Consider the following 26,525-nt stretch of genomic DNA (forward strand, 5'->3'; position numbering starts at 1 on the left):
TCTACGCCCCGACTCACCGATCCGGCAGCGGCGCGTTCAGCGTGCGGGCCAACAGCGCCACGCCACCGGCCAAATAGACTGCGGCGCCGACCAAAAGCATGACAACGCCACCGGCCTGCTGGTCCACCGCAGCGGACAAAATCACGCCGAGGCAACTCACTTCGCCATCGCCGTAAAGCGAACGCGGCGAAAGCGCCAACAGCGCGCCAAGCAGCGTCATGTGCATGGAGGTAAAGAGCAGACCGAATGTTCCGGCAAGCCGCCGCTCCTCCCTGCCCGTCGTCGCTCCACCGAGGCAGGAGAGCCAGAGAGCGAGACCTGCGCCGAGAAAGATGAGTTGCTCCAGCACAGCAATGAGAGACCAGGTTTCGGACAGGGCCCGGAGGGCGGGAATATGCCAGATCCACACGGCGAATAATTCGATCAGCGAAGCGGTGAGCGGCGTAAACCAGGGCAGGTTGGACAAAAAGTCGAAGCGCATTCCGGAAAGGCCGATCGCAATCAACGGCGCAGCACCCGCCACGACGCCCATATGGGCAATCATGTGCACCGTGAAGGACGCCCGGTCGGCAAGTGGGAGGACGGTCCACAGGACAAACAGTAGAATAACGCCGGTGATCAGCGCCGTCTTCCTCATGGCTGGCACCCCGCGATGAAGATCATCGGAATGGCCATGTAGAGGACGGCGGCAAAGCTCAGGCCTGACAGCAGCAGCGTCGCGAACCCTTGGAACAAGGTCCGGGCGTTGCGGGTAGCCTCGTCGTGCGGCGGGTCGTCGGAGCCGAAACCCCATTGCCGCCAGGCAAGCCAGGCCGACAGCACGATCATCGCCAGCGCCAGCACCGTTACCACGCCGAGCCCGACCCGCACCGTATCGAACGATATCTCGGAGGCGAGGCCCTTGGCGCAGAAGACTGCCACCGTCGCGTAACAGACAAGGAAATGCAGCGCCCAGACGGTCGGGGCGGTGAACAGGGTCCAGAGGGTCTCAACCTCGCGCGGAATGAAGCTCTTCATGTGTTCACCAAAGGAAACAGGCCGAGGACCGCGAAGGTGACGACGGCGGTAAAGGCCATGAAGTGCCAGTAGAGTGCCACGTTGCGGATATCCTGGTCGTATTCCGCAGTCATCCGTCCGGCGATGCTGCGCGCGAGACAATAGCCCTGCATGATCGCGCCGACTATGCCATGCGTCACTGTCCAGATTGCGACGATCCAGACGATGGCCGGATAGACATGTGAGGTCGGGTCCATGCCGTGCAGATAGGGACCGGCAAGGCCTGCAAACGAGGCCGCGATCGAAACGGCAAAGGCGGCGATGAGCGCCAGCCGCGCACCCGTTGGGCCCTTCTCGTTGAGTTCGCGCGCCAGCAGCGTCAGCACCCAGGCGATGACGTAAAGCACCAGCGCCGCCATCGGCCACAGGACGCCCGGTCCATTGGCGATCGTGGTGAAGTCGTCATGGATGGTCCAGTAGAAGAAATAGCCGAAGATCAGGCTCGCGAACGCCGTGCCGTCGCCGACCATGGTGATGAACATCGCCCACCAACCGACCGAAGCCGGGCCGGAGACATAGATCGGCAGTTTCTCGCCTAGCCCGACATCGATCTCCGGTGCCTCCGGGATCGGCGCTGTTCCGTTCCAGAGCCAGTGAATGACAGCCATGAAGGTGATGATCGCAAAGACGATCGTGGTGATCCACAATTTGAAGGTCAGGGCTATGAACACGCCGCCGAGCGCGATTGCCGCGATGATCGTCACGTAGGAGACACCGCCGACCCGCAGGCACAGGATCGGCTTCGCGTCCAGAACGGAGGTCACCAGCGTCTCGCGCTTGCCGGACTTGGCGTCCGGCAGATAGAAGCGCCCGGCCTCGATATCCGCTTGCAGGTTCGGCTGGTCCCAGAGCGGGTATCGGCTGGTGATGATCGGTACCGAGCGCATGCCCCAGCTTTCCGCCGGATCATTGGTCCATTCGAGCGTCCCGGAATTCCAGGGGTTGAGATCGCGCCCTTCCGGTTGCTGTTTCGGGCGAAAGATGTCGATGACGAAGGTCGCGACACCGGCGGCGAAGACGAAGGCGCCGATGGTCGAGATGAGGTTGAACCAGTCCCAGCCAATATCTTCCGGATAGGTGAAGACCCGTCGCGGCATCCCGCGCAGGCCGGAGAAGTGCATGGGGAAGAAGGCGGTGTTGAAACCGGCAAACATCAGCCAGAAAGCCGCCCTGCCCCAGGCATCGCTGAGCTTCCTGCCCGTTACGAACGGAAAGTAGTAATAGATGCCGGCGACGACCGGAAACAGCATGCCGCCGATCAGCACGTAGTGCAGGTGGGCGACGACGAAATAGGTATCATGCGCCTGCCAGTCGAACGGTACGAGCGCCACCATGACGCCCGTCAGCCCGCCGATCACGAAGATGATCAGCCCGCCTGCCCCGAACAGCATCGGTACCGAAAAGATCACCCGGCCGGCGAGCATGGTGGCGATGAACACGAAGATCTGCACCCCGGTCGGGATCGCCACCGCCTCCGACGCCGCCGAAAAGAAGGCGAGCGAGATCTGCGGCAGGCCGGTTGCGAACATGTGGTGCACCCAGAGCCCGAAGCTCAAGAAACCCGTGCCGACGGCGGCCAGCACGATCCAGGAATAACCGACGATCGGCCGCTGCGAAAAGGTCGGCACGATCATCGCCATCAGCGCGATCGCGGGCAGGAAGATGATGTAGACTTCCGGGTGGCCGAAGATCCAGAACAGGTGCTGCCAAAGCAGCGGATCGCCGCCTCGCCTCGCGTCGAAGAACGGCCAGTCGAACATCCGCTCCATCTCGAACAGGATGTCGCCGGCAATCAGCGGCGGAAAGGCGAACAGGATCATGCCCGCGACGATCAGCAGGTACCAGGCGAACATCGGCATCAGGTTGACGCGCATGCCGGGCGCCCGGCATTTCATGATGCCCACGATGATCTCGACTGCAGCGGCGATCGACGCCACCTCGATGAACGAGAGGCCGAGCAGCCAGATATCCGCACCGATACCGGCATATTCGTCGTCGGTCGCAAGCGGCGGATACATGAACCAGCCGGCGTTCGGCGCGGCGTTGAAGAAGATCGACCCGCAAACGAAGACGCCGCCGATCAGAAAACTCCAGAAGCCGAAGGCGGACAATCGCGGGAACGGCAGCTCCCGGGCGCCCAGCATCGACGGCAGCAGGAAGATCGCAACGGCTTCGAAGATCGGCACCGCGAACAGGAACATCATCACCGTGCCATGCAGCGTGAACGCCTGGTTGAAGAGTTCGGCAGAGATGAAGTCGTTCTGCGGCACCGCCAGTTGCAGGCGCATCAAGAGCCCGAGCAGGCCGGCGAACAGCATGAAGGCAAAGGCGGTGACGCCGTACCACAGCCCGATCTCGCTGTTGTTGACAGACGTCCAGTAGCGGATCCCCTTCGGCGTCTCCCATACCTTGCGGAGCCGTTCCTCCTGCGCCGCCCGCTCTTCCGGCGAAAAATTGCCGAGCTCCTTGGTCATCTGAGCCCCTTCAGGTAGGCAGCTATCCGCTCGATCTCCGCCTCCTCCAACATGGAGAAGTGCGGCATGCGGGCCTCCGGCTTGACCTTGCCGGGATCGCGTATGAAGCGGGCGACTTGCTCCTCTCCATTGGGAAGCGTGCCCGCTCCCACAGAACCGCGCTCGCCGAAAGCGGTCAGATCGGGACCGATCGTCCCCCTCGCCTCCGTACCGGAAATGGCGTGGCAGGCGGCACAACCGTGGCGAAGGAAGAGCGCCAATCCCTCTTTATCCTGTCCGCCGGACGCTTGGCGACGCGCAGCGACCCAAGCCTCGTACGCCTCCGGTTCCATCGCATGGACGGTGAAAGCCATCAACGCGTGGCTGGCACCGCAGAACTCGGCGCAGACGCCCCGATAGGTACCGGGCTTTTCCGCCTGCAGCGTCAGGCGGTTTTCACGACCAGGTATCATGTCCATCTTGCCGCCGAGCACCGGTATCCAGAAGGAATGGATGACATCGGGCGAATTCAGCAAGAAGACGACGCGCTCCCCGACCGGTACGCGCACCTCATTGGCCGTTTCGAAAGCGACCGCGCCGCCCTCGTCGAGATAGCGCACCCGCCACCAGAACTGCTCGCCTGTCACCTCCACACGGCCAACGCCCACACCCTCACCGAACCAAGGCCGGATGTTGGGCATCAGCCAGACGGCATAAGAAAGCAGGGCTGCGAGGGATACCGTCGGGAAAACGGCCCCACCCCAGAGGATGATCTGCCCCGCCTCCTTTTCCGAATAGGGTCTGCGCTTGCGCGCCGCATGGAACAGCAGGCCGACGACACCCGCCCAGATGACCAAGCCGCCGATCAGCATGACGAAAAACAGGTTGGCGACTTCGCTCGCCTCGCGGCCAGCCGGATCGAGCGCCGACTGGACGCCGGAACACGACGCCAGGAGCGGCAAGAGAAGAGGAATGAAGGTGGTTGCCCGAATTGCCGGCCGATAGCTGCCCGAAATGCCGTCCCGGCCGATGTCTCGTCCTGATCGGATTGGCCGGCCAGCGCCGGTCAAGCGGTCATCATCCATTCGGCAAGCACCCATCGCGCCATCGGCCGTCAGCCAGACATTGGGCCGGAACGCACGACCCATGGCTTTGTTCCGAGTAAAAACGGAGCGGGCCTAACCGAAATCCCCGGCCCTTGGCGCAGGGCCAGGAATCATCAACCGGAGGCCTCCGGGATGGACGCCCGTGAACCCAGCTGGATTGTCATGACAATTCCCAGAAACGCTGCGGCCGCAATCGTCCCGATCACGACTGTCCACCAGATCGATGGCACGACACCTATGCCCGCCAGCAAGATCGACATCGCGAGCGGAGCGACGGCGGACATCATCTGCTTGGCCGACGTCACCCACCCCATGCGGCTGCCGTAGCCGGCCTTGCCGAACAACTCCAGCGGCAGGGTACCGCTCACGATGCTTGTCAATCCGGAACCAAGTCCGAAGCAGACGGCGAACAGGATGGCACCGGGGACGGATGGCGTCGTCAACATGAGGATCGCCAGGCCGGACGGGATCAGCGCCGTGGCGATCACCGCCAGCCATCTTTGCGGCAACTCGCGGCCGAAGACCAGGTTGATCAGGCGACTGGCCACCTGCGAAGGGCCGAACAGAGAGGCGACGACGAGGCCCGCGGCTCCCATACCCAGCGCCTGGGTCAGCGGGACCATGTGAACGAGGATGGCGGACAACGCATATCCTTCGATGGCGAAGCCGAACAACATCAGGAAGAACAGCAGGTTCCTGTTTGCAACTGCGCGGGCCGGCGCGGCCGTCGGAGATGTCGCTTTGGACGCGGACACGGCACTGGTCGTCAGACGCGCCAGGGCGAGGTGGACGGGAAAGCAGACGGCCAGGTTCATGGCCGCGAAGACCATGTAGATTTCACGCCACGACAGGAAACCGTGCATCCAGGAAGTCAGGGGCCAGAACATCGACGACGCGAACCCGGCCATCAGTGTCAGGTGAACGATCGAGGTCTGGGCCTTCTTTCCTCCCGCCTGCACGATGGCGGTGAAAGCCGTCGCGTAGAGGACCGCAACGGAAACCACTTCCGTCAGCGCCAGCGAAACGGCAAAGGTCAGCGGCCCCGACGAAACGGACATCATCACCAGGCAGGCGGCGGCCAGCAGCGACCCTGCGGCCATCAGGCGTCCCGCGCCAATCCGGTCGGCAAGGGTTCCCAAAAGCGGAGCGGCGAGGCTGCCGGCCAGCAATGCGATCGAAAACGCTCCGAACACCCACTGTTCCGATCGCCCGACGTCGCGGGCAATCTCCGGAACCAGAATACTGAAGGCATAATAAAGTGTGCCGTAGCCGATGTTCTGCGAGGCTCCAAGGCCAATCAGGGCCCAGAGCGGCAACTTCTGTTCGTTGGGCATCATGCGTGCTCGGTCTCGACCGTTGTCTGGCCGCAGCCGCAGCCAATCCTGCCTTCGGATTTGGCTTCGGCGTCAGCGACACAACATGCATCTACCGTATCAGGGGCCGGACCTCCGCAACATCCCGAAGACGTCGAGATCCGGGGAGTAGCGGCGCAGACGCCTGTGTCGGGAAGCACGAGTTCGACACGTCGCGCGGCGGCATGATCACCAGCAAGTTCCGCGACGACAGACCGCACCTGCTCGTAACCGGTCCTCATCAGGAAGGTCGGTGCCCGGCCGTAAGACTTCGATCCCACGATGTAGAAGTCCTTTTCCGGATGCGACAGCTCGTCGACCCCGTGCGGGCGGACGGTGCCACAGGAATGAAGGTTCGGGTCGATAAGAGGAGCCAGTGCCGGCGGCGCCTCGACCGCCGGATCGACGCTCAGCCGCAGCTCCCTCAGGAACGAGAAGTCTGGGCGAAACCCGGTAGCGACGACGACCTGATCCAACTCCAGTTCGATCGCCTCCCCATCGGCCATCGCGGTCACGACGACCTTGTCATTTCTCCTGGTGATGCCGCTTGCCGAAAAGGACGTGAGCATCTTGAGCTTTCCCGCGTCCATCGCCTTCTTCGCAGCAAGACCGAGGGCGCCCCGCTCTGGCAGCTGGTCGTTCAACCCGCCGCCCAGCAGCTTGGCGACGCCGTGATTGCGAAGCGCCCAGTGGATTTCGGTAGACGGGTTGGCCTGCTGAAGCTCCAGCAGCGCAAGGGCGACATAGATCGCCGAATGGCCGCTTCCCACCACGAGCGTACGCTTGCCCACGAAGTCCGAATGCCTAGCCCCGATAACATCCGGAATGCCGTAGGAAACCGGCCCACCTGCGCTCTCGCCAAGAACCGGAATGCCGTTTACGCCCATCGGGTTCGGTTGTGTCCATGTGCCGGAGGCATCGATCACTGCCCGCGCGACGACCTCGTGTTCTCCCTCGCCGTCCCGGTATCGGATTGCGAACGGCGCCTCCGAACGGCCCCCGGAGGAAATCTTGTCCAGGCCCCGGCGGGCGATGGCCGTGACGGTCGCGCCGAGCTTTATCGCCTGCTCGATGGCCGGAACGCGCGACAGAGGCAGCAGGTAGTCATCGACGATCTCACGCCCGGTCGGCAGGTAGTCAGGCGAAGGAACGGCCCAGGCGTTGCTCTCCAGCAGTCGCCGAGCGGCGTCATCGATATTGTACTTCCAGGGCGAGAACACCCGGACGTGGCCCCACTCAAGAAGCGCGGTCCCGACGGAATTTCCCCTTTCGAAAATGACCGGCGTCATGCCAGCTTCAAGCAGCCTTGCCGCCGCCGCCAGCCCGACCGGGCCTGCGCCGACTACCGCAACGGGAAACATGTCATTCGACCTCATTTTGATCTCCACCTATATTTCTGGAAACTTCGAAATTAGCATGTAAAAAAATGCAATCAGGCAACGACCTTGGACCTTGGCCCGTCGCATCCCTGGTCGGCGCAGCACTCGTCGACGAGGTAGCCGATCAGCGCATTCATGTGGTTGTAGTTGGCGGTACAGATCAGCGTCGTCGCCTGGCGGTCCTGAACGACCAGCCCGGTGTCAACCAGACGCTTCAGATGGTGGGAGAGGGTTGACCCCGGGATCTCGAGCTTCTCCTGAAGACGCCCCACGGGAAGACCTTCCTCGCCCGCGCGAACCAGGGCACGGTAGATCTGGAGGCGGGTGACGTTGCCGAGGGCTTCCAGCTGAGATGCGGCTTTTTCGATGTTCATGGAAATAGGGTAGCGGTGAAAGCCGTAGTGGTCAAGGCTATTTCCACAATCATCGAAATATGTCAGATCGATTGCAGCTTGACCCTGCAGGAAAGGTTTCAGGCAATACGCTTTCCTTCGTCGTCGAGGACGCGTTCGCCGTCTTCCTTTGTGAACGGCCCCTTGAACGCGTCCGCAGGCAGGACATCTAGGACCAGCTCGGACGGCCTCGACAGGCGCGTACCCATCGGCGTGACGACGAACGGGCGATTGATCAGGATCGGGTCCTTCAGCATCGCGTCGAGAAGCTGGTCGTCGGTCAGCTCCGGATTGTCGAGGCCAAGTTCCATGTAGGGTGTACCCTTTTCCCGGATCGCCTGGCGGACGGTCAATCCGGCGTCAGCGATCATCCGGACGAGCTGCTCGCGGGTCGGCGGGTTTTTCAGATACTCGATTACCGTTGGCTCGACGCCGGCGTGCTGGATCAGCTCCAGAGTATTCCGGGAGGTCCCGCAGGCGGGGTTGTGATAGATGGTGACGTCCATGATCAGTCGGCTCCTTGAGCAATGATAGGGGGAACTTCGTTGCGGCGCTCGGCAAATAGCCATCCAGCCAGAGCGGCGGCGACGAGCGCTCCGAGGATCTGGGCAACGATGAAACCCGGCAGATCGGTGGGGCGAATGCCGGAGAAAGTATCGGTGATGCTCCGTGCAATGGCGACCGCCGGATTGGCGAAGGATGTGGATGCGGTGAACCAGTAGGCTGCCGTTATATAGAGACCCACCAGCAGAGGGATTGCATCGACCCTGAAGCGCAAGCCGCCGAGAATGGTCAGCAGCAAACCGAAAGTCGCGACCGCTTCCGCGATCCATTGAGCCGATCCCGTACGGATCGTTCCAGACATTTGGAGGAGCGAAAGGTCGAACATCGCATGAGCGACCATCGTTCCGGACACGCCGCCCGCTATCTGTGCCAGGATGTACGGAGCAACCGCAGAGACCTTCAACTCCCGACGCACGGCGAAAACCATTGTCACGACGGGATTGAAGTGCGCGCCCGAGATCGGACCGAGGATCGTGATCAGCACGAACAGGATTGCTCCGGTCGGTATCGTATTGCCCAGCAGGGACATGGCCGTATCGTCGGTGAGGCGATCCGCCATGATGCCCGAACCGACGACGGTTGCGACGAGGATTGCGGTGCCGAGGGCCTCCGCGACCAGACGGCGTCCAAGATCGACGGCCACGCTCATTCGGCCTTCTGGGAATTGCGGCCGATCTCGTCCAGCCGTTTCTGGAGTGCCAGCTTGTCGAGGCTTGTCATCGGCAGACTGGTGAAGATCGAGAGGCGGTTGTTGAGCATCCTGTATGTGTCATCGAAAGCGAAGTGCTTTTCGGCTTCGGTCCCCTCGGCGGCGGCGGGATCGGGAACGCCCCAGTGGGCAGTCATCGGCTGGCCCGGCCAAACCGGGCGCGCCTCGTTGGCGGCGTTGTCGCAGACGGTAAACACGAAGTCCATCTGCGGAGCGCCCGGAGCCGCGAACTCCTCCCAGTTCTTCGAGCGGGCGAAGCTGGTATCGTGGTTCAGGGTCTTCAGGAGCTGTAGCGTGTAAGGATGGACCTCGCCTTTCGGCTGGGAGCCGGCCGAATAGGCCTTGAACCTGCCCTGGCCGACCCTGTTGAGGACGGCCTCCGCGATGATGGAACGGGCGGAGTTCCCGGTGCAGAGAAAGAGGACGTTGTAGGTGCGATCAGACATGACGATTGTCCCTGGTGACGTTGTTCCGACTGGCTCGTTTCTGTTTTCCGCTTCAGATGCTCCGGACCGATCGCCAAGGACGACGGCACGGGCGATTTCGAGCCGTCATGCCTTCACCGCAGCGGGAGCGCAGCAGGCGGCAACCTCCACGGCGGGAGCGCAAATTTCCGGATGGCCGGCACAGCAGTCCTCCATCAGGAAGCGCACCAAATCGCCCAGGACCTCGATATTCGCCCTGTAAATGATCGAGCGCGATTCACGCTGCTGGAGGATCAGGCCCGAGTGTTCGAGCTCCTTGAGATGAAACGAAATATTGGACGGCGACACCCCTGCCCGCTCAGCAATCAAACCTGCGGCCATGCCCTCGGGGCCGGCGACGACCAGCATCCGGACAATGTGCAGTCGCGTTTCTTGCGAGAGAGCACCAAACGCCCCCAGAGCTTGCTGTTGATTCAACATTCATACAATCCTTGAAATATTGAATCAGGGATACTCCAGTGAGGCGGTGTTTGCAAGAGGACCACCGGTGGTGGCGTCCTGGCATAACCAAAATCCGCAAGTACCCTGTGATCTTAACTCTCACACTCGTTGGATCATCCGGTTGCTGTAATCGTCTAGATGGTGCACGAATACTGCATTTCGATCGGAGGCAACCTAATGACCGAAACTGCGCCAAACCGCATTGAGTGCCTGGATGGATTGCGAGGTATCGCGGCGCTATGGGTTTTGATAGGTCATGCGCACCTGTTGACCCGGTTCCGGGTGCCTTTAATCGGTGATCCGGACCTTGGCGTAGATCTCTTCATTGTCCTTTCTGGCTTCTTGATGGTGTTTCATTATCGGCTGCGGGAAGCGAAGGAACCATGGGAGCTACCATCCACGTGGCGAACATTTTGGCTGCGCCGCTTTTTTAGGATCGCGCCGCTCTATTACATCATGCTGATTTTTGCGATGGCCCTCGGCCCCGCGATCTACGAAGCGCGGGTAATGATCGACGCTTACAACTCTGTTCCGGTGCAGCCGGCAGGGCGTTACCTCGATCAAAGCTTCTGGAATTGGGTGGCGCATCTGACATTCGCGTTCGGCGCCATACCGGGATATGCATATCGAACTGCGCTCCCTGATTGGAGTATCGGCCTCGAAATGCAGTTCTATTTCGTGCTTCCGTTTGTGATGCTCGTCATCAAACGTTTGAACCTCTTTGTGGGCATGGGTGCTGTTGTGTTCGCCGGTCTGGCTGCTGCGGTGATTTCCTATGCGCTTGGATATCGCTTCCCAATGCCTGCATTCTTGCCTTTGAAGATGCATGTCTTCGCGGTCGGAATTTTGATGGCAAGTGTTCTCGGCGCGGACGCGAAGCGTGTCTGGTTAGCCGCCGCTCTGTCGGCGGCGCTTATGTTGATCCCGATCGGCGGCGCAATGGGCGTAATACATCACGGTGCGCGGCTGGCGATTGTCGGAGTGTTCTTCCTTCTCCTTCATCATCGTGTGGTGTGGCAACCACTCAGGCCGCCGCTGTCGAAGATCAGTAGCTTACTTGGGAACAGGTTCTTCCATCTGCTCGGCGAGCTCTCGTTTGGCGCCTACCTCGCCCACCTTCTCGTGATGCAACCAGTTATCGCGTATCTTATCGCGAACCATCCGATGTCAAACCCGGCCCGATGGGCTACCGCGCTGGCGATCACCGTGCCGGTCACATATCTGATTGCTGCGATTGGATACAGATGGATTGAGATCCCCGGTCAGGCGCTAGGTAAAGCCCTAACTCGCAAGCGCGCGATGGCAGCCGCCTAGCCCACCCTTGGAAATTCAATAAAATGGTGGGCCCGGAGGGACTCGAACCCCCAACCAAGCGGTTATGAGCCGCCGGCTCTAACCATTGAGCTACAGGCCCGCCGATCCGGCAGAAGTGGGGCGCAATGGTCCGCCGTCACATCGAGGTCCGCTCTAACGCAATTCACGAGATGCTACAAGCCGTTGCCGCAATAGCTTCACAATCAACCGGCAGGTAGGCTCGTCTGGCGCGAACAGGCCGAGCCGATTCCCGTTTCGGCGGGTTCGCGCGGCAGACGGAACATGACGGGCGGGTCCAGGAACAGCATTCCCCCGCCCTGACAGATCGGAGAGAACATCCATGCGCGTTGCGCTTTCGTCGTCACGTCTCGTCCTTGCAGCCGCATTTGCCGGTGCGGTCGCCGTCTCTTCCGCGGGCCAGGTCCTGGCCCAGGATATCCGCCCCCGCGAACCGGTCATCAATGTGCTCGGCGAGGGCCAGGCCTCGGTGGCGCCCGACATGGCCGTCCTGACGCTCTCGGTGGTTCGCAACGGCAAGACCGCGGAAGCCGCACTTTCGGCCAGCAGCGCCGCCATGAAGGATGTGCTTTCGGCCATAAAGAGCGACGGCATCGCCGATCGCGATATTCAGACCAGCAATTTCTCGATCTATCCGCAATACCGCCACCCCGATCCGAAGGGTGGCGTCATCGAGCCGCCGCAGGTGATCGGCTATGAGGTGTCCAACACGCTCACCCTCAAGGTCCGCGATCTCCAAAAGCTCGGCGGCCTCATCGACCGCTCGGTGAAACTCGGCGTCAACCAGGGCGGCCAGATCGCCTTTACCAACGACAAGCCCGACGACGTGATGACCGAGGCGCGCAAGAAGGCGGTCGCCGAGGCGCTCGCCAAGGCAAGGACGCTGACGGACGCGGCCGGCGTCAAGCTTGGCCGGATCCTGGAAATCAGCGAGAACTCCATGCGCCCCGTACCCCAGCAGATGATGCGCATGGCGATGGCCAAGGACATGGCCGCCGAAGCGGTTCCGGTCGCCGGCGGCGAAAACACCTATACGGTGACCGTCAACGTCACCTTTGCCCTCGAGCAATAATTACGGGCTGTTGAACAAAGCCGGACGCCCTCCCCAATGGCGCCCGGCCCTCCCTCGCCCGCAAATAAGGCAAAAAATAAAACGCCCCCACCAGATCGTCAGACCTGGTGGGGGCGCTTGTCCTCCGTCAACGGGCGATGGAGACGGAAGGGGTCTTCGGGTAAGCCTAGCGGCGAATGACCGGGCAGCCGCGCTCGTTGGCGAAGACGATGCGGTCGGGGCCGCGGCGGCCGAAGCCGGCAACGATCACGACGCGGCGGCCGGCATCCACGACGCGGGCGCGGCGCAGGCCCATCCGGCTTGCCTTTTCTTCTGCCAGCCAGGGAGAGCAACCGCGCGGACCGCGATCCGGACGCCAGTCACGATCACCGCCGCGATCCGGACGCCAATCGCGATCACGGTCGCGATACTGCACCTGGATGGCGAAGTCCGAGCCGGCGGCAGCAGCCGTCGGGGCCGTTGCGGAAAGGCCGGTGAACGCGATGAGGGCGGCGACGCCGGCTTTGACGATCATGCTGGTCATAGAATGTTCTCCGAAATCCGGGCCAGGTTCTGCGGCCCCAAAGGTTGTTGCTCTCGCCTTTCCGAGCGATTGGCGCGACCCTAGCCCAAGGGGTCTGAACAACATCCTAACCGGTCATTCAGCCGGTATTCATCTGTCGCTCCTAGCCAAAAGGTCACGGCGAAAGATGCAGCACGACCTGGCGGACATGCGGATGATCGCGATGTTCGAAGAGGTAGATGCCTTGCCAGGTGCCGAGCGCCAACCGTCCGTCCCTGACGGGAATGCCGAGCGAAACGGCGGTCAGCGCCGCCTTGATATGCGCCGGCATGTCGTCTGGCCCTTCGGTCGTGTGGGTGACCCAGCGCATGTCGGGATCGGTGGTCGGCGGCACCAGCCGGGAGAAGAAGGTCTTCAGGTCGCGGCAGACATCCGGATCGGCATTTTCCTGGATGATCAGGGAGCAGGACGTATGACGCACGAACACGGTGAGCAACCCCTCGCCCACCTGCGTGCGGCGCAAAAAGTCCTGCGCCGCGTCGGTGAATTCGTAGAGCCCCTGGCCGCTTGTGGAAATCGAGATCACGGTCTGGGGCATGGGCGTGTCCTTTGTCGGCGAAGGTGCCGGCAACAGAAATAGAAGCACCGGCAGGGAGACCGCACTCCTATCACCGGCCGGCTACAATGTCAGGAACGGCTCGAAGCCGCCGAAGATCATCCGTTTGCCGTCGAAGACCTGCGTCCACTCGTTTCCGGAGAACCGCTCGTCCTTCATCACCCTCGCATTGATCTCGTCCCGGCGGGCCCGGCTTTCGTAGGTGATCCAGGAGAAGATGACGATCTCGTCCTCCTTCGCCTGCACCGCCCGCGGAAAGGAGGTGAGCTCTCCATAGGGCACGTCGTCGCCCAAGCATTCCACATAGGACAACGCGCCGTTTTCCATCCACACGGCGCCGGCAAGGCGCGCCATGTCCTTGTAGCGTTCGAGATTGGCCTTGGGCACGGCAAGAATAAACCCGTCGACATAGGGCATGATTTTCCTCCTTGGTTGGGTCAACACCCCAAGGACGTGGGAGGGAAAGCAAAGCCGACAAGTACGCCGGCTTTTTCTTACCCTCCAGGGCTTTCACCCGCAAAGCTCCGAAGGGCGGCAAGCACACGCTCGACCGCCCCATCCACCTGTCAGAACTGACCCGCTTCAGGCGCGCCAAGCTCCTCGATGGAGTCGACCCGGTCCGGATAGAAGGCGACATGCTCCTTGATTCCGGAGATGGCTTCGTAAGGGCTTTCGTAGGACCAGACGGCATTCCTGGAACGCTCGCCGCCAGCCGGAATACTGAAATAGGAAGCCTCTCCCTTATACGGGCAATAGCTCTGGTGGTCGGTCCGCTCCAGGAGCGACATATCCACATCCTTGCGCGGGATATAATGGACCGGCGGATAGGAGGACTCGCGCAAGGTGAGCGAATTGACGCTGTCGGCGATCACCTTGCCGCCGAGCTTCACCACCACCCGCGCCGGATTGTGCGCAACGGCAATCGGGTGATCCGGCCCTGGAATTTTCTGTGCCCTGACATTCATGGTTCGTCCTTTCGGGTTCGACGCATGTGTCGGATATAGGGCGCCCCAAACTGCCACCAAGCGGCCGAAGCGGAATGCTCCGGCCATCGACGGCGAACAATCGCCGCGTCGCCCGTCAGAACGTGGTGATCACGCTGATGCCGGGCGTTTCGGATCTGTCGAGCGTCATCAGCCCCGGCACCGCTTCTTCGAGGCTGATCCGTTTGGCGATCAGCTGCTGCGGCTTCATCTTGCCGGCCTTCAGCATGGCGAGCATGGCGTCGTAGCGCCAGGCCTGCATGCCGTGGCTGCCGTAGATTTCAAGCTCATGGCCGATTACCTGGGCCATCGGGATCGAGGGCGTGGCATGCTCGCCGAGCATCAGCCCGACCTGCACGTGCCGGCCGCGGCGGCGGAGGTTCTTGATCGAATTGAAGCAGGTGACCGGATGGCCGAGCGCATCGATCGACACATGCGCGCCACCCCCGGTGATCTCGCGAACCGCCTCGACCACATCGGCAACCGTGCTCGCATTGATGGTTGCGACCGCACCGCATTGGCGGGCGAATGCAAGCTTGTCTTCGGAAAGATCGATGCCGATCGCGTTCGCTCCAAGCGCCGTGGCGATCATGATCGCCGACAGGCCGACGCCGCCGCAGCCATGCACCGCGACCCAATCGCCAGGCCCGGTGCGGGCCTGGTCAGCAACCGCGCGGAAGGAGGTGGCGAACCGGCAGCCGAGGCTCGCCGCCGTCGCATCGTCGATCTCCTCGGGCAGGTGCACGAGGTTGGTATCGGCATAATCGATCGCCACATATTCCGCAAACGAACCCCAATGGGTAAAGCCCGGCTGGAACTGGTTGGGGCAGACCTGCTGGTTGCCGGAATGGCATTCCGAACAATGGCCGCAGCCCGAGACGAACGGCACCGTCACCCGGTCGCCGATCTTGAAGCGCATGACGCCCTTGCCGGTCGCCACCACCTTGCCGGCCAGTTCATGTCCCGGCACATGCGGCAGCTTTATATCCGGGTCATGCCCCATCCAGCCATGCCAGTCGCTGCGGCAGAGCCCGCTCGCGCCGACCTTGACCACGACACCGTCAAATGTCGGCTCCGGATCGGGGACATTGCGGATTTCCGGCGCCTTTTCAAAGGCATCGTAAAACATGGCTTTCATGGCAGGCCTCATCTTGAATGTGGCCGCAGCATAGTCGACGCGGCTCGCGGGTCAACCAAGGGTGAAACCCTACCCAAGTCACATTTGCGGATCAGCCGATAGTCATTCCGGGAACCCGCGTGCACGCCATTGGCTTCGCGGAACTGGAGCGCCTACCTTGAAAGCAAAGGACACAACCTTGGTAGCACCCTCATCGATCACGCAGCGAAAGCTCAAGTCATACCATTGATTGTTAGCGGAAAAGCCAACATTCTGGACATCGAGAACAGTCCCCTTTGGCAACCGGGGACGTGGCCAACTTCTCACATTATATGAGGCATTTCTTAGCTGCGCCTCCAACTCTGTGGAGCAGAGCTCACCTGCGCGGAAAGCTCTTGGCATTCCGGCGATAGCAACTGTGGCGATCGTATCGCCCGTCGCACTCTGTGAAAACAGCGTCTTTGCCTCGGTCAGCTCGACCGGCTTGCCGGAGGGCGGCGTCTTGGAAGGGTCGCTCTTGGGCGACGCGATCGGCGGCGCCGTCACGATCTCGGTCTTGGTCGCATCCGGCGAGGTGCCGGCAATGGGACCGTTCTGCAATCCGTTGGCCGCCGCAATGCCGACCTCAGGCAGCTGGATATCATCCGGCACCGGATTGGCCGGTGGTGCCTCCACGACGGCAGGCGCCTCCTTTGCCTGTTTCACCGGTTCGACGGCCTCCGCATTCGCCTTGCTGTCGGCGGGCGGGTTGGTCGTTTCCTTCGATGCATTGCCGGTCAGAGATTTCTTCGGCCCGGCATCCTTCTCGCCGAATTCGAAGACGGGGCGCAGAACCGGCAAAGGCTGCTTCTTGGCCTCCTCGGTGGGCGGCGGCTCGGCGGGCTTTTCCTCAGGCGCCGGCGGAGGCGGCGGCTCCGCCTTTTTCGCCTCCTCCTGCTTCGGCGGCTCGGGCGGTGGCGGGGGTGGCTCCGCCTTCTTGGCCTCTTCCTGTTTTGCAGGTTCCGGAGGTTTCGTCTCCTCCGGTTTCGCCTCTTCCGGCTTCTTTTCCTCGGCCTTCTTTTCCTCAGGTTTCGGTTTTTCCGGCTCTTCCGGCGGAGGCACGATTTCAACCTGGACGGTCTCCTCCTTCTGCGGCTCGGATTGTTCGACCGGCAGATGGAAGAAAAGGGCCGCCGCAAAAACGACATGCACCAGGATGGAGGCAGGAATACCCCATCTTATGTCGCCGCGCGGCTTTCCAGATAAATCCGTCATGGCAGCGGATGTAAGATGGAAAGCCGGCCGGATCGAGTCCCCGAGTGATCAAAACAGCGCAAAATCCAGCTTTCGGGAGCGATTTGCGCTGCCGCCTCTCTCCCATGGGACTCGTAAGGAGTTTACCGTTGCAAACAAACCGACCATACGGTATGTTTACAATATGTCGAAAGCTCACAGACGCGGGAAACAGCCAGACCACGTGCGGCGATCCCTCCTGGATCATGCGGCGCGATGCGCCGTTGATGAAGGTCTCGCCAGCCTCACCCTGCAGGCTGTGGCCGATGCGGCCTCCGTCACCAAGGGCGGGTTGCTGCATCATTTCCGCAGCAAGCAGGCACTGATCGAAGCCGTCTTCGAAGACCTGCTCGGCAAGCTCGATATGGAAATCGACCGGCTGATGAGCGAGGACGAAACCGATCGGGGCAGGTTCACGCGCGCCTATGTCGACGCCTTCTTCCAGGTGACACGCGATGGACCTGAAAGCCCCTGGGCGGCACTGTCGATCTCCTGCATGACCGATCCGCGGCTCAGGCAGCTCTGGTCGGAATGGATGCGCGATCGGCTGCAGCGTCATGCGCAGACTGACGGTCATCCGGCCTTCAAGCTCGCACGTTACGCCGCGGACGGCATCTGGCTCGCCAATCTCGTGGAATCGGACGGACTACCGGCAGAAGAACTCTCCGAACTCCGCTACAAGCTCCATAACCTCACGAAACAAGAGTAACGAAATGAACCCCGCGATCCTCACCTACGGCTCGCTTGCCGGTGCAATCGTGCTGGAAGTCATCGGCACGACTTTCCTGCAGCAGAGCCAGCAGTTCACCCGCGCCCTGCCGACCATCCTGATGGGGCTGTGCTATGGTATCGCCTTCTATCTCCTGTCGATCGCATTGCGCACGCTGCCGGTCGGCATCGCCTACGCGATCTGGAGCGGCCTCGGCATCGTGCTGATCTCGGCCGTCGGCCTGATCCTATTCCGCCAGACCCTCGACACCGCCGCGATGATCGGCCTCGGCCTGATCATCTCCGGCGTGGTGGTAGTCAACGTGTTTTCAAGCTCGGTCGGGCATTGATTGCGGAAACGACGCTTCGGACGTATATTTGCAGGGAATGATCAGGAGATCACGATGACTGCGATCACTCTGGCGGAAGCAAAAGAAAAACTCGGCGAATTGATTGACCGCGTCGCCCAAGGCGAGACGGTTGAGATTACACGCGATGGACTGGCAGTCGCGCAGCTTGCGCCTCCATGGCCGAGAAAGCAGCCGATCGATTTTGAACGGCTTCGAGTTCTGAGGGAAGGAATGCCACCGCAAGACGAAGACGCAGGTACCTTCGTGCGTCGGATGCGAGATGACGAAAGATATTGATGTTCTACATCGATACTTCCGCCATCGTGGCATTGCTTTCCAACGAGGCATCGGTCGATCGGGTCGACAGCTGGTTCGCAGCTCAGAAAGCTCTGCCTTTCCTCATCAGCGACTGGACCATCACGGAAATATCGTCCGCTCTCTCCCTGAAAAGGCGAGCGGGCAGCCTCTCTGCGCCTAAGCATCTTGCAGCGCTCTCGGAATTCCGGATCATGGCGGAAACCTCATTTGAAATCCTTCCCGTATCAAGAGCGCACTTTCAAACTGCAGCCAATTATACCGACCTTCACGATCTCGGCCTTCGCTCCGGTGACGCTTTGCATCTCGCCGTGGCAATGGAAGCCGACGCCACGATCGTAACGCTGGACAAGCGCTTTGCCATCGCAGCAAAAGAGTTGAGCGGAAGCAGCCTCCTTCTTTGACAACAAAAAAACCCGGCCTGCTCTCGCAAACCGGGTCTCTGATTTTCCAACCGCTGAGACCGCTAGCTGTCCAGGAAGCTCCGCAGCTTGCGGCTACGGCTCGGGTGCTTCAGCTTGCGCAGCGCCTTCGCTTCGATCTGGCGGATACGTTCGCGGGTAACCGAGAACTGCTGGCCGACTTCTTCGAGCGTGTGGTCGGTGTTCATGCCGATGCCGAAGCGCATGCGCAACACGCGTTCTTCACGCGGCGTGAGCGAGGCGAGGACGCGGGTCGTCGTTTCGCGCAGGTTCGCCTGGATGGCCGCATCGATCGGCAGAAGCGCGTTCTTGTCCTCGATGAAGTCGCCGAGGTGGCTATCTTCTTCGTCGCCCACCGGGGTTTCGAGCGAGATCGGCTCCTTGGCGATCTTCAGGACCTTGCGGACCTTTTCGAGCGGCATGGCGAGCTTTTCGGCCAGTTCTTCCGGGGTCGGCTCGCGGCCGATCTCGTGCAGCATCTGGCGCGATGTGCGGACGATCTTGTTGATCGTCTCGATCATGTGCACCGGAATGCGGATCGTGCGGGCCTGGTCGGCGATCGAACGGGTGATCGCCTGCCGGATCCACCATGTGGCATAGGTCGAGAACTTGTAACCGCGGCGGTATTCGAACTTGTCGACCGCCTTCATCAGGCCGATATTGCCTTCCTGAATGAGGTCGAGGAACTGCAGGCCGCGGTTCGTGTACTTCTTGGCGATCGAGATGACGAGGCGAAGGTTCGCTTCGACCATTTCCTTCTTGGCGATGCGCGCTTCGCGCTCGCCCTTCTGGACCATCGACACGATCCGTCGGAATTCGGCGATCGAGATGCCGGTCTCCGTCGCAAGGTTCTGGATTTCCTGGCGGATGTCGCGGATCGTGGTGTTCTCGGCACGCGCGAACTCCTTCCAGCCGCGGGCGGCCAGATTGGCGATCGACTTCATCCAGTTCGGATCGAGCTCGGCCCCCTGGTACTGTTCGAGGAACGAGTCACGCTTGACGCCGTAGGATTCGGCGAGGCGCAACAGGCGGCCCTCGTTCTGCATCAGGCGCTTGGAGATGTCGTAGAGCTGCTCGACCAGAGAATCGACGCGATTCTGGTTGAGCGACAGCGACTTCACCGCGGTGATCAGCTCGTCCTTGAGCTCCTTGTAGCGACGCTCCTGGGCGGACGACAGCGTCCCGGTTGCTGCCAGACGCTGCTCGACCTGCTGGTCCTGCAGCTTGCGCAGCTTCTTGTAGGTGTCCGCAATCGTATCGAGCGTTTCCATGACCTGCGGACGCAGCTCGGCTTCCATCGCGGCAAGAGAAAGGCTCGACTCGTCGTCGTCCTCTTCCTCTTCCTCGAGGTTCATGCCTTCGCCGCCGACAGCGGTGATGTCGTCGTCGTTGGCAGCGGAGAAACGAGCCTTGCGGGTCTTTTCCTTCTCCTCGGCGGCCTTGCGGTCGGCCTCGATCTTTTCCGGGCTCTGGAACTGCGGCGCAGCCTTGGCTTCGGGACCGGAATAGGTCGTTTCGAGATCGATGATCTCGCGAAGCAGGGTGGTACCTTCGTTCAGTTCGTCACGCCAGATGATCAGCGCCTGGAAGGTCAGCGGGCTCTCACAGAGCCCGGCGATCATCGTTTCGCGGCCGGCTTCGATGCGCTTGGCGATCGCAATTTCGCCTTCGCGCGAAAGAAGCTCGACGGAGCCCATTTCGCGCAGATACATGCGCACCGGGTCGTCGGTACGGTCGGTCGGCTCTTTCTTCTTCGCAGTCGCGAGCGCAGTGCTGGAGGTGGTGGCGATTTCGCCGCCTTCGCTCTCATTGTCGTCGCTGTCGCCGTCAGCATCGTCGTCGCTGGCGGTGGTTTCTTCCGCCTCTTCGTCTTCGACGACGTTGATGCCCATGTCCGACAGCATCGCCATCGTGTCTTCGATCTGCTCGGAGGTGACTTCCTCCGACGGCAGCACCGAGTTCAACTCGTCCATGGTGACATAGCCGCGCTTCTTTGCGGCTTTGATCATCTTCTTGACGGCGTCGTCAGAAAGGTCGAGAAGCGGACCGTCGTGCGAGCCTTCGCGTTCGTTCTCTGCTTCTTCGTTTTCTTTGACTTTTGTTGCCATGTATTTCGTCGCTTTCCCTGAACGCTACTTTCGCCGCGCTTCGTGGCCACCGGCTGAAGACGGGGTTGACCGCCTTAGTCGCGAATCACTGTCCAACACGTAACGGAATGACCTTTAATTCCCGATTACCATTCGGCGGCCGTTTTTGACTCAGGACCGTCCTACCAGAGGATCACCGGTCATGTTCGGTGCTATTGACCCACTCCGCCTATTTTGCCTTGAAATGGTGATTCCCACAAATTAACGCCCCGTCAAGCATTTCCGTAGGTCATACCCAGGAAATGTCAAAAATACGCCCTTTAAGGGGGTCTAATAGGGGTACGCTCACCAGATTTAACCGATATGTAGGCGGTAGGCCCTGAAAGACAAGGGTTTGCGTAGACATAAAGGCTTATGCTTTTCGTCCGGCATATTCCCTAGCGGGAAGCACCGTCATACTGGGTTACCGTCAGCGTGGCAATGTCGATTTCCGGCACGCATCTCAGATTAATCGCCGCCATCTCCGTACCATTCGGCATCGTCGCCTCGCTGAACGGCGCGACACCGCAACTGGCGCAGAAGTAGTGTGTGATCACATGCTTGTTGAACTGGTAGGAGGAAAGGTTCTCCCGCGGTGTCGCGAGCTGGAACTGGCTGCGTGGGACGAAAGCCAGCAGCACGCCCTTCCGCCGGCAGAAGGAACAGTTGCATTCCATCGCGGTGCCGAACTCGCCCTCCGCCTCGAAGGCTATCTTGCCGCAATGACAACTTCCCGAAATCTGCATCAAGCTCCCCACTCAGCCGACTCAACGCCGATACAATAGGGCCACGCCATCATTCGGCAAGGGGCGGGACTTCCAAGCGGCATGCCCCTCAGCCATGGCTGACGGCGGCCCCTTTCACCCGACCGGAAAGCACCCCGAACCCGTCGATGATCGCTTCCTGGTTTTCCATCCGGAGAATTTCGAGCTGGACTTCGGACAGCGCCCGCAGCAGCGGCTCGATCTCACCCGCATCGCCCGCTTCGGTCGTTTCGGCGATTTCCCGCTCCAGTTCGATTTTCTGGAGCCTGAGCGCCTTGGTGCGCTTATGCAGCGACAGCGCCTGCCGATAGCCCTCACGCGCATCTTCCAGCGCGGCGATCTCGGTCGCAGTCCAGAGCCGCGCGTTACGCACCTGCTGGTCCAGGGACTTCAGCATCATGTCGAACCCCTCGCCGGCAAGCCTCTGCATCAGGTATTCGCGCGAAAGGCTGGCGCCCGCTGTCGCAGCTGCCGGCAGCATCGCCGACCAGAAGCGCTGCAGGTCGCGGTTCTCGAAATCGATCGCGGCGATCTCGTCATATTCCTCCAGCAGAAGCTGGGGATGATTGACGATGGTGAGCGCCAGCACGCTTTCGCGAAGCGCCGGCAGGTCGCGGTAACCGCGCACAAGGCCGGAGCGCGCGAGCCTGTCCGAAACGCCGGCAGCCCGTCCTGCGGCACGCGGTCCCTGCGGCGGGCCGCCCTGGCCTGGCCTGCCACCGCCCGAACCGCGCTGAAAATTCTGGCGCCGGTCGCCGCCGCCGCGCGGAGCCGGCGCGAAAAAACTGTTCAGCCGATCGCGGATAGCCTGCTGGTAATGGCGGCGCACGTTTTCGTCGGCGATGACGGAAACGATCTGCTTCAGCCGCGCCTCCAGTTCGGCGCGTTTTTCCGGCGTATCGAAACTTGCCGACGACGCCTCGCGCTGCCAGATCATCTCCACCAGCGGCTTCGCTTCGTTGAGCACCTTGTCGAACGGCGCGCGGCCCTCATGGCGGACGAGATCGTCCGGATCCTTGCCGTCGGGCAAAAGCGCGAAACGCACCGATCTTCCGGGCTTCAGGAACGGAAGCGCCAGATCGGCGGCACGGCTCGCGGCCCTGAGGCCCGCACCGTCGCCGTCGAAACAGAGCACCGGCTGCGAGGTCATCCGCCAGAGAAGCTCGAGTTGGTTTTCGGTGAGCGCGGTCCCGAGTGGTGCCACGGCATTCTCGACGCCCGCCTGATGCAGCGCGATGACGTCCATGTAACCTTCGACGGCGATGATCGTGCCCTCGCCCTGCCCCGGCTTGCCGACACCCTGAGCCCGCCTGGCGCGCGAAAAATTGTAGAGCACCTGGCCCTTGTGGAAGAGCTCGGTCTCGTTGGAGTTCAGGTATTTCGCCGGGGCATCCGGCGCCATGGCGCGGCCGCCGAACGCGATCACCTTTTCCCGCGACGACAGGATTGGAAACATGATGCGGTCGCGAAAGCGGTCGTAGGAGACCGCGATCCCCTCCCCGTGCACCACCAGGCCGCAAGCCTCGATCTGGTCCTTGGGCACCCCTTTGCCCGCGAGATGTTCCTTCAGCGCATTGCGGCTTTCCGGTGCGTAACCGAGACGGAAGGTCTCGATGGTGCGGCCGGTCAGCCCGCGGTCGCGCAAATAGGCGCGCGCCTTTGCCCCGACGGCGCTCTGGAGCTGGTCCTGGAAGAACTGCGTCGCCAGCTCCATGACGTCGAGCAGCGTCGTGCGTTCCTTCTCGCGCTTCACGGCCTGAGGGTCCGGTTGCGGCATGGCGATGCCGGCCATATCGGCGACCGTCTGCACGGCTTCCGGAAAACTCTGCCCTTCGAGATCGGTCAGGAACCGGAAATGGTCGCCCGAAACACCGCAGCCGAAGCAGTGGTACCTGCCCTTGCGGTCCTCGCAATGAAAGCTCGGGCTCTTCTCGCCATGGAAAGGGCAGCATGCCCAATAGTCGCCGCGCGACACGTTGGTCTTCTTGCGATCCCACGTCACCCGACGGCCGACGACGGCCGATATCGGCACGCGGTCGCGGATCTCGTCGAGAAAATTGTTGGAAAAGCGCATTTCTACCTCTGCCTTGGCTCTCCCATATAAGCACGGGTGGGAAGGAACGCTACCATCAAGACAAACGCTGCCCGCTATTCACAGGCTTGACTGGCAACGTTCGTGTATATACAAATCGTAGTTACGCTGTGCCACACCAGATCAGGAGGCCGCCCCATGGTTATTTCCCCTTGCGACATCTCAGAAACGGGTCACCATGATCAAGGCGGAAAGACCATTCCCATTCTTTGAGTGGGATGAAGCCAAAAGGCAGACCAACTTTCAGAAACATGGGATAGACTTTCCGGACGCGGCAAAAGCGTTGAAGTGGCCCCATATAGAGATTGAGGCCCAACGAAACGGAGAAATCCGGACATTGGCCATATGTCCCGAGCAGCAACGCATGATCGCCGTAGTCTACACGATGCGCGGCGAGGTCTGCAGGATCATTTCCGCCAGAACTGCGAGCAAACATGAGCAAAGAGCGTATCGTCAGATATTCGGCTGAAGACATCGACGCAATAATCGCGAGAGGCGAAAGCAAGACCGACTGGGCGCGCGTCGACGCCATGACCGACGAGGATATCGACCGCGCGATCGCGGACGATCCCGATTGGGCGGAGTTCAAGGATATCGACTGGTCCAAGGCGACGCTTGTCGTGCCGAAGCCCAAGAAGTCCATCTCCCTCCGTGTCGATGAGGACGTCATCGATTTCTTCAAGTCGACAGGCAAAGGATACCAGACCCGCATCAACGCGGTGCTCAGACACTATATGCGCGAACAGAAGCGCCGTAACAAATAGGAATCGTACCGTCTCGCCGGCGGCAAGTCCGCAGTCGGTCGGCGGCATCCAGAAGAGCAAAAAGGCGGGAACCCGGTCACCGGATTCCCGCCTTTCGTTGACCGGCCTCAAAAAAGGCCGCTTATTTCAAAAGCTCTTTCACCAGGCCTGAAGCCTTGGCGAAGTCCATCTGGCCCGGATGCTTTTCCTTCAGCACGCCCATGACCTTGCCCATGTCACGCAGGCCCTGCGCGCTGGTCTCGCTGATCGCGGCCTGGCAGAATTCGCGGACTTTCTCTTCGGAAAGCTGCTCCGGCATGAACCCCTTGATGACGTCGATTTCCTCGCGCTCCTGCGTCGCAAGTTCGGCGCGTCCGGCATCCTGGTAGATCTTTGCCGATTCCTCGCGCTGCTTCACCATCTTCTGCAGGATCTGCAGGATGTCGTCATCGCTGACCGGATCCTTGCCGAGACCGCGATTGGCGATGTCGCGATCCTTGATCGCGGTCTGGATCAGCCGCACGGTCGAAAGCCGGCGGGTGTCCTTGGCCTTCATGGATTCCTTGAGCGCATCGGAAAGCTTGTCGCGCATCATCGTTTTTTCTCCTTGGGAAAAAGCCGGCCGCAGGCATGGTGAATTGTGGCTTTTCCTTGGCATTCACACCGTTGTCATAGACGACAGGTCCGGGCCGATCAAATCAAATCACCCAAACCGTTGAATCCCATAGGCTATAATCCTCGTGGAATTCTTGAGCGGCGAGATTGACCACCTCGTCCGCTTTGTCTATTTTCCGGCACCTGCACGAGATTTAGAGGTTTGGGCTTGCGCCGGGATTTCCGCGCGCCCGTCTCTCACGACCATAGATGGCCCTCGCAGCCTGTCTCTTCAAGGGACGGGACCGGTGAGGCAGAAGGATGGATATGACCGCGACCGCCCCCTGGACAATCAAGAAACCCACCGCATTGCTCGTTCTGGCCGACGGCACCGTAATCGAAGGAACCGGCATCGGCGCGACCGGCAAGGTGCCAGCCGAAGTGGTGTTCAACACCGCGCTGACCGGCTACCAGGAAATCCTGACCGACCCCTCCTATCTCGGCCAGATCGTCACCTTCACCTTCCCGCATATCGGCAACATCGGCACAAACGAGGAAGACGTCGAGGACCTGACGCCGGCAGCAAGGCGCGGCGCGGTCGGCACGATCTTCAAGGCCGACATCACCGAGCCCTCCAACTATCGCGCCGGCAAGGATCTCGACGGTTGGCTGAAGGCCCGCGGCATCATCGGCCTCTCCGGCATCGACACCCGCGCGCTGACCGCCTGGATCCGCCAGAACGGCGCCCCGAATGCCGTCATCGCCCACGACCCGAACGGCGTCTTCGACATCGAGGCCCTGAAGGCCGAAGCTCGGGCCTGGAGCGGCCTCGAAGGCCTCGACCTCGCTAAGGAGGCGACATCCGGCCAATCCTCGCCGTGGAGCCAGAAACCCTGGGTCTGGAACGAAGGCTACGGCGAACTGCAGCCCGAAGACGCGAAATACCATATCGTCTGCGTCGATTACGGCGTGAAGCGCAACATCCTGCGCCTTTTTGCCGGCCTCGACTGCAAGGTGACGGTAGTCCCCGCCCAGACTTCGGCCGAAGACATCATGGCGCTGAAGCCGGATGGCATCTTCCTGTCGAACGGCCCGGGCGACCCGGCCGCGACCGGCGAATATGCCGTACCGGTCATCAGGGACGTCATCGAGACGGATATTCCGACCTTCGGCATCTGCCTCGGCCACCAGATGCTCGGCCTGGCGCTCGGCGCCAAGACCGAGAAGATGCACCAGGGCCATCACGGCGCCAACCATCCGGTCAAGGATCACACGACCGGCAAGGTGGAGATCGTCTCGATGAACCACGGCTTTGCGGTCGATTCGAAGTCTCTGCCGCAAGGCGTTGAGGAGACTCACATTTCGCTCTTCGACGGCAGCAATTGCGGCCTGCGCGTCACCGGCAAGCAGGTCTTTTCGGTCCAGCATCACCCGGAAGCCTCGCCCGGCCCGCAGGACAGCCACTACCTCTTCCGTCGCTTCATCAACATGGTGCGCGAAAAGAAGGGCGAACCTGCCCTGGCGGAACGCTGATTTCGGCGCCTTGAAAAAAACCAGCGACCCTATTGACCTCAACTTTG

At 61.3% G+C, this 26,525-nt stretch carries 30 protein-coding genes and 1 tRNA gene; 9 read left to right on the plus strand and 22 right to left on the minus strand.

The window, feature by feature from the left end:
* Nucleotides 1-13: 13 nt before the first annotated feature.
* The 11 genes from C5L10_RS13645 to C5L10_RS13695 all read right to left on the minus strand — a co-directional run bounded on the left by C5L10_RS13645 (nucleotide 14) and on the right by C5L10_RS13695 (nucleotide 9,913).
* Complete coding sequence (locus C5L10_RS13645; RefSeq protein ID WP_105430103.1) at nucleotides 14-637, minus strand: cytochrome c oxidase assembly protein; 624 nt, start codon at nucleotides 635-637, stop codon at nucleotides 14-16.
* Nucleotides 634-1,017, minus strand: coding sequence for a hypothetical protein (locus tag C5L10_RS13650; protein WP_105430104.1), 384 nt, complete (start codon nucleotides 1,015-1,017; stop codon nucleotides 634-636). The genes C5L10_RS13645 and C5L10_RS13650 overlap by 4 nt, the downstream gene beginning before the upstream one ends.
* Nucleotides 1,014-3,530: a cytochrome c oxidase subunit I gene (gene ctaD / locus C5L10_RS13655; protein ID WP_105430105.1), complete on the minus strand. Its 2,517-nt coding sequence runs from the start codon at nucleotides 3,528-3,530 to the stop codon at nucleotides 1,014-1,016. The genes C5L10_RS13650 and ctaD overlap by 4 nt, the downstream gene beginning before the upstream one ends.
* On the minus strand, nucleotides 3,527-4,594 hold the full coding sequence (gene coxB / locus C5L10_RS13660) for a cytochrome c oxidase subunit II (RefSeq protein ID WP_105430167.1): 1,068 nt from the start codon (nucleotides 4,592-4,594) through the stop codon (nucleotides 3,527-3,529). The genes ctaD and coxB overlap by 4 nt, the downstream gene beginning before the upstream one ends.
* A 134-nt stretch (nucleotides 4,595-4,728) precedes the next feature.
* Nucleotides 4,729-5,952: an arsenite efflux MFS transporter ArsK gene (gene arsK, locus C5L10_RS13665; RefSeq protein WP_105430106.1), complete on the minus strand. Its 1,224-nt coding sequence runs from the start codon at nucleotides 5,950-5,952 to the stop codon at nucleotides 4,729-4,731.
* Nucleotides 5,949-7,343: an NAD(P)-binding domain-containing protein gene (locus C5L10_RS13670; protein WP_105430107.1), complete on the minus strand. Its 1,395-nt coding sequence runs from the start codon at nucleotides 7,341-7,343 to the stop codon at nucleotides 5,949-5,951. The genes arsK and C5L10_RS13670 overlap by 4 nt, the downstream gene beginning before the upstream one ends.
* A gap of 56 nt (nucleotides 7,344-7,399) precedes the next feature.
* A complete protein-coding gene (locus tag C5L10_RS13675) occupies nucleotides 7,400-7,720 on the minus strand; it encodes a helix-turn-helix transcriptional regulator (protein ID WP_105430108.1) in 321 nt (106 codons plus the stop codon).
* A 98-nt stretch (nucleotides 7,721-7,818) separates the two neighbouring features.
* Nucleotides 7,819-8,244, minus strand: coding sequence for an arsenate reductase (glutaredoxin) (gene arsC / locus C5L10_RS13680; protein WP_205837051.1), 426 nt, complete (start codon nucleotides 8,242-8,244; stop codon nucleotides 7,819-7,821).
* Between the two features lie 2 nt (nucleotides 8,245-8,246).
* Nucleotides 8,247-8,951, minus strand: coding sequence for an MIP/aquaporin family protein (locus tag C5L10_RS13685; RefSeq protein WP_105430109.1), 705 nt, complete (start codon nucleotides 8,949-8,951; stop codon nucleotides 8,247-8,249).
* Nucleotides 8,948-9,457 carry an arsenate reductase ArsC gene (locus C5L10_RS13690; protein ID WP_105430110.1) on the minus strand — a complete coding sequence of 170 codons (510 nt, stop codon included), beginning with the start codon at nucleotides 9,455-9,457 and terminating at the stop codon, nucleotides 8,948-8,950. The genes C5L10_RS13685 and C5L10_RS13690 overlap by 4 nt, the downstream gene beginning before the upstream one ends.
* 105 nt (nucleotides 9,458-9,562) lie before the next feature.
* Nucleotides 9,563-9,913, minus strand: a complete 351-nt coding sequence (locus C5L10_RS13695) for a helix-turn-helix transcriptional regulator (protein ID WP_105430169.1) — start codon at nucleotides 9,911-9,913, stop codon at nucleotides 9,563-9,565.
* Nucleotides 9,914-10,114: 201 nt separating this feature from the next.
* On the opposite strand from C5L10_RS13695, the gene C5L10_RS13700 reads away from it, so the two are divergent.
* Complete coding sequence (locus C5L10_RS13700) at nucleotides 10,115-11,251, plus strand: acyltransferase (RefSeq protein ID WP_105430111.1); 1,137 nt, start codon at nucleotides 10,115-10,117, stop codon at nucleotides 11,249-11,251.
* Nucleotides 11,252-11,275: 24 nt separating this feature from the next.
* Here the strand turns inward: C5L10_RS13700 and C5L10_RS13705 are convergent.
* Nucleotides 11,276-11,351, minus strand: a tRNA-Ile gene (locus C5L10_RS13705).
* A gap of 240 nt (nucleotides 11,352-11,591) precedes the next feature.
* Between C5L10_RS13705 and C5L10_RS13710 the strand changes: the two genes are divergently transcribed.
* Nucleotides 11,592-12,341 carry an SIMPL domain-containing protein gene (locus C5L10_RS13710; protein ID WP_105430112.1) on the plus strand — a complete coding sequence of 250 codons (750 nt, stop codon included), beginning with the start codon at nucleotides 11,592-11,594 and terminating at the stop codon, nucleotides 12,339-12,341.
* Nucleotides 12,342-12,507: 166 nt separating this feature from the next.
* Here the strand turns inward: C5L10_RS13710 and C5L10_RS13715 are convergent, their stop codons facing one another.
* From C5L10_RS13715 to C5L10_RS13740, 6 genes are all read right to left on the minus strand, one after another.
* A complete protein-coding gene (locus C5L10_RS13715; RefSeq protein ID WP_105430113.1) occupies nucleotides 12,508-12,864 on the minus strand; it encodes a hypothetical protein in 357 nt (118 codons plus the stop codon).
* A 154-nt stretch (nucleotides 12,865-13,018) separates the two neighbouring features.
* Nucleotides 13,019-13,441 (minus strand): secondary thiamine-phosphate synthase enzyme YjbQ, encoded by a 423-nt coding sequence (locus C5L10_RS13720; protein WP_105430114.1) that lies wholly within the window; start codon nucleotides 13,439-13,441, stop codon nucleotides 13,019-13,021.
* An 81-nt stretch (nucleotides 13,442-13,522) separates the two neighbouring features.
* Nucleotides 13,523-13,876 (minus strand): DUF1428 domain-containing protein, encoded by a 354-nt coding sequence (locus C5L10_RS13725; protein WP_105430115.1) that lies wholly within the window; start codon nucleotides 13,874-13,876, stop codon nucleotides 13,523-13,525.
* Nucleotides 13,877-14,025: 149 nt separating this feature from the next.
* Nucleotides 14,026-14,424 (minus strand): DUF427 domain-containing protein, encoded by a 399-nt coding sequence (locus C5L10_RS13730; RefSeq protein ID WP_105430116.1) that lies wholly within the window; start codon nucleotides 14,422-14,424, stop codon nucleotides 14,026-14,028.
* Between the two features lie 115 nt (nucleotides 14,425-14,539).
* A complete protein-coding gene (locus C5L10_RS13735) occupies nucleotides 14,540-15,580 on the minus strand; it encodes a zinc-dependent alcohol dehydrogenase family protein (protein ID WP_105400562.1) in 1,041 nt (346 codons plus the stop codon).
* 102 nt (nucleotides 15,581-15,682) lie between these two features.
* Entirely contained in the window at nucleotides 15,683-16,813 is a 1,131-nt protein-coding gene (locus C5L10_RS13740) for a DUF930 domain-containing protein (RefSeq protein WP_105430117.1), read from the minus strand.
* A gap of 202 nt (nucleotides 16,814-17,015) precedes the next feature.
* On the opposite strand from C5L10_RS13740, the gene C5L10_RS13745 reads away from it, so the two are divergent.
* Genes C5L10_RS13745 through C5L10_RS13760 form a run of 4 tightly spaced genes read left to right on the plus strand, consistent with a single transcriptional unit; the run spans nucleotide 17,016 to nucleotide 18,608 of the window.
* Nucleotides 17,016-17,540 carry a TetR/AcrR family transcriptional regulator gene (locus C5L10_RS13745; RefSeq protein WP_245447997.1) on the plus strand — a complete coding sequence of 175 codons (525 nt, stop codon included), beginning with the start codon at nucleotides 17,016-17,018 and terminating at the stop codon, nucleotides 17,538-17,540.
* 16 nt (nucleotides 17,541-17,556) lie between these two features.
* Entirely contained in the window at nucleotides 17,557-17,889 is a 333-nt protein-coding gene (locus C5L10_RS13750; protein ID WP_371411940.1) for a multidrug efflux SMR transporter, read from the plus strand.
* A 54-nt stretch (nucleotides 17,890-17,943) separates the two neighbouring features.
* Nucleotides 17,944-18,186, plus strand: coding sequence for a type II toxin-antitoxin system Phd/YefM family antitoxin (locus tag C5L10_RS13755; RefSeq protein WP_105430120.1), 243 nt, complete (start codon nucleotides 17,944-17,946; stop codon nucleotides 18,184-18,186).
* Nucleotides 18,186-18,608 carry a type II toxin-antitoxin system VapC family toxin gene (locus C5L10_RS13760; RefSeq protein WP_105430121.1) on the plus strand — a complete coding sequence of 141 codons (423 nt, stop codon included), beginning with the start codon at nucleotides 18,186-18,188 and terminating at the stop codon, nucleotides 18,606-18,608. The genes C5L10_RS13755 and C5L10_RS13760 overlap by 1 nt, the downstream gene beginning before the upstream one ends.
* Before the next feature lie 62 nt (nucleotides 18,609-18,670).
* On the opposite strand, the gene rpoD is transcribed toward C5L10_RS13760, so the two are convergent.
* From rpoD to dnaG, 3 genes are all read right to left on the minus strand, one after another.
* Nucleotides 18,671-20,734, minus strand: coding sequence for an RNA polymerase sigma factor RpoD (gene rpoD, locus C5L10_RS13765; protein ID WP_037076197.1), 2,064 nt, complete (start codon nucleotides 20,732-20,734; stop codon nucleotides 18,671-18,673).
* Between the two features lie 416 nt (nucleotides 20,735-21,150).
* Nucleotides 21,151-21,498 (minus strand): GFA family protein, encoded by a 348-nt coding sequence (locus C5L10_RS13770; protein WP_105430122.1) that lies wholly within the window; start codon nucleotides 21,496-21,498, stop codon nucleotides 21,151-21,153.
* An 88-nt stretch (nucleotides 21,499-21,586) separates the two neighbouring features.
* Nucleotides 21,587-23,590, minus strand: a complete 2,004-nt coding sequence (gene dnaG, locus C5L10_RS13775; RefSeq protein ID WP_105430123.1) for a DNA primase — start codon at nucleotides 23,588-23,590, stop codon at nucleotides 21,587-21,589.
* A gap of 196 nt (nucleotides 23,591-23,786) precedes the next feature.
* On the opposite strand from dnaG, the gene C5L10_RS13780 reads away from it, so the two are divergent.
* A complete protein-coding gene (locus C5L10_RS13780; protein WP_105430124.1) occupies nucleotides 23,787-24,077 on the plus strand; it encodes a BrnT family toxin in 291 nt (96 codons plus the stop codon).
* Entirely contained in the window at nucleotides 24,043-24,372 is a 330-nt protein-coding gene (locus C5L10_RS13785; RefSeq protein WP_105430125.1) for a BrnA antitoxin family protein, read from the plus strand. The genes C5L10_RS13780 and C5L10_RS13785 overlap by 35 nt, the downstream gene beginning before the upstream one ends.
* 121 nt (nucleotides 24,373-24,493) lie before the next feature.
* On the opposite strand, the gene C5L10_RS13790 is transcribed toward C5L10_RS13785, so the two are convergent.
* Nucleotides 24,494-24,946 (minus strand): GatB/YqeY domain-containing protein, encoded by a 453-nt coding sequence (locus tag C5L10_RS13790; RefSeq protein WP_046633072.1) that lies wholly within the window; start codon nucleotides 24,944-24,946, stop codon nucleotides 24,494-24,496.
* A gap of 326 nt (nucleotides 24,947-25,272) precedes the next feature.
* On the opposite strand from C5L10_RS13790, the gene carA reads away from it, so the two are divergent.
* Nucleotides 25,273-26,478, plus strand: coding sequence for a glutamine-hydrolyzing carbamoyl-phosphate synthase small subunit (carA, locus tag C5L10_RS13795; RefSeq protein ID WP_105430170.1), 1,206 nt, complete (start codon nucleotides 25,273-25,275; stop codon nucleotides 26,476-26,478).
* Nucleotides 26,479-26,525 lie beyond the last annotated feature (47 nt).

The sequence above is a fragment of the Neorhizobium sp. T6_25 genome, assembly GCF_002968555.1.
In the GTDB taxonomy this organism is placed as follows: domain Bacteria; phylum Pseudomonadota; class Alphaproteobacteria; order Rhizobiales; family Rhizobiaceae; genus Neorhizobium.

Bases quoted from the DNA above. Each gene is read 5' to 3' on its own strand.
- C5L10_RS13645 (WP_105430103.1), bottom strand. From the start codon at position 637: ATGAGGAAGACGGCGCTGATCACCGGCGTTATTCTACTGTTTGTCCTG.
- C5L10_RS13650 (WP_105430104.1), bottom strand. From the start codon at position 1,017: ATGAAGAGCTTCATTCCGCGCGAGGTTGAGACCCTCTGGACCCTGTTC.
- ctaD (WP_105430105.1), bottom strand. From the start codon at position 3,530: ATGACCAAGGAGCTCGGCAATTTTTCGCCGGAAGAGCGGGCGGCGCAG.
- coxB (WP_105430167.1), bottom strand. From the start codon at position 4,594: ATGGATGATGACCGCTTGACCGGCGCTGGCCGGCCAATCCGATCAGGA.
- arsK (WP_105430106.1), bottom strand. From the start codon at position 5,952: ATGATGCCCAACGAACAGAAGTTGCCGCTCTGGGCCCTGATTGGCCTT.
- C5L10_RS13670 (WP_105430107.1), bottom strand. From the start codon at position 7,343: ATGAGGTCGAATGACATGTTTCCCGTTGCGGTAGTCGGCGCAGGCCCG.
- C5L10_RS13675 (WP_105430108.1), bottom strand. From the start codon at position 7,720: ATGAACATCGAAAAAGCCGCATCTCAGCTGGAAGCCCTCGGCAACGTC.
- arsC (WP_205837051.1), bottom strand. From the start codon at position 8,244: ATGGACGTCACCATCTATCACAACCCCGCCTGCGGGACCTCCCGGAAT.
- C5L10_RS13685 (WP_105430109.1), bottom strand. From the start codon at position 8,951: ATGAGCGTGGCCGTCGATCTTGGACGCCGTCTGGTCGCGGAGGCCCTC.
- C5L10_RS13690 (WP_105430110.1), bottom strand. From the start codon at position 9,457: ATGTCTGATCGCACCTACAACGTCCTCTTTCTCTGCACCGGGAACTCC.
- C5L10_RS13700 (WP_105430111.1), top strand. From the start codon at position 10,115: ATGACCGAAACTGCGCCAAACCGCATTGAGTGCCTGGATGGATTGCGA.
- C5L10_RS13710 (WP_105430112.1), top strand. From the start codon at position 11,592: ATGCGCGTTGCGCTTTCGTCGTCACGTCTCGTCCTTGCAGCCGCATTT.
- C5L10_RS13715 (WP_105430113.1), bottom strand. From the start codon at position 12,864: ATGACCAGCATGATCGTCAAAGCCGGCGTCGCCGCCCTCATCGCGTTC.
- C5L10_RS13720 (WP_105430114.1), bottom strand. From the start codon at position 13,441: ATGCCCCAGACCGTGATCTCGATTTCCACAAGCGGCCAGGGGCTCTAC.
- C5L10_RS13725 (WP_105430115.1), bottom strand. From the start codon at position 13,876: ATGCCCTATGTCGACGGGTTTATTCTTGCCGTGCCCAAGGCCAATCTC.
- C5L10_RS13730 (WP_105430116.1), bottom strand. From the start codon at position 14,424: ATGAATGTCAGGGCACAGAAAATTCCAGGGCCGGATCACCCGATTGCC.
- C5L10_RS13735 (WP_105400562.1), bottom strand. From the start codon at position 15,580: ATGAAAGCCATGTTTTACGATGCCTTTGAAAAGGCGCCGGAAATCCGC.
- C5L10_RS13740 (WP_105430117.1), bottom strand. From the start codon at position 16,813: ATGACGGATTTATCTGGAAAGCCGCGCGGCGACATAAGATGGGGTATT.
- C5L10_RS13755 (WP_105430120.1), top strand. From the start codon at position 17,944: ATGACTGCGATCACTCTGGCGGAAGCAAAAGAAAAACTCGGCGAATTG.
- C5L10_RS13760 (WP_105430121.1), top strand. From the start codon at position 18,186: ATGTTCTACATCGATACTTCCGCCATCGTGGCATTGCTTTCCAACGAG.
- rpoD (WP_037076197.1), bottom strand. From the start codon at position 20,734: ATGGCAACAAAAGTCAAAGAAAACGAAGAAGCAGAGAACGAACGCGAA.
- C5L10_RS13770 (WP_105430122.1), bottom strand. From the start codon at position 21,498: ATGCAGATTTCGGGAAGTTGTCATTGCGGCAAGATAGCCTTCGAGGCG.
- dnaG (WP_105430123.1), bottom strand. From the start codon at position 23,590: ATGCGCTTTTCCAACAATTTTCTCGACGAGATCCGCGACCGCGTGCCG.
- C5L10_RS13780 (WP_105430124.1), top strand. From the start codon at position 23,787: ATGATCAAGGCGGAAAGACCATTCCCATTCTTTGAGTGGGATGAAGCC.
- C5L10_RS13785 (WP_105430125.1), top strand. From the start codon at position 24,043: ATGAGCAAAGAGCGTATCGTCAGATATTCGGCTGAAGACATCGACGCA.
- C5L10_RS13790 (WP_046633072.1), bottom strand. From the start codon at position 24,946: ATGATGCGCGACAAGCTTTCCGATGCGCTCAAGGAATCCATGAAGGCC.
- carA (WP_105430170.1), top strand. From the start codon at position 25,273: ATGACCGCGACCGCCCCCTGGACAATCAAGAAACCCACCGCATTGCTC.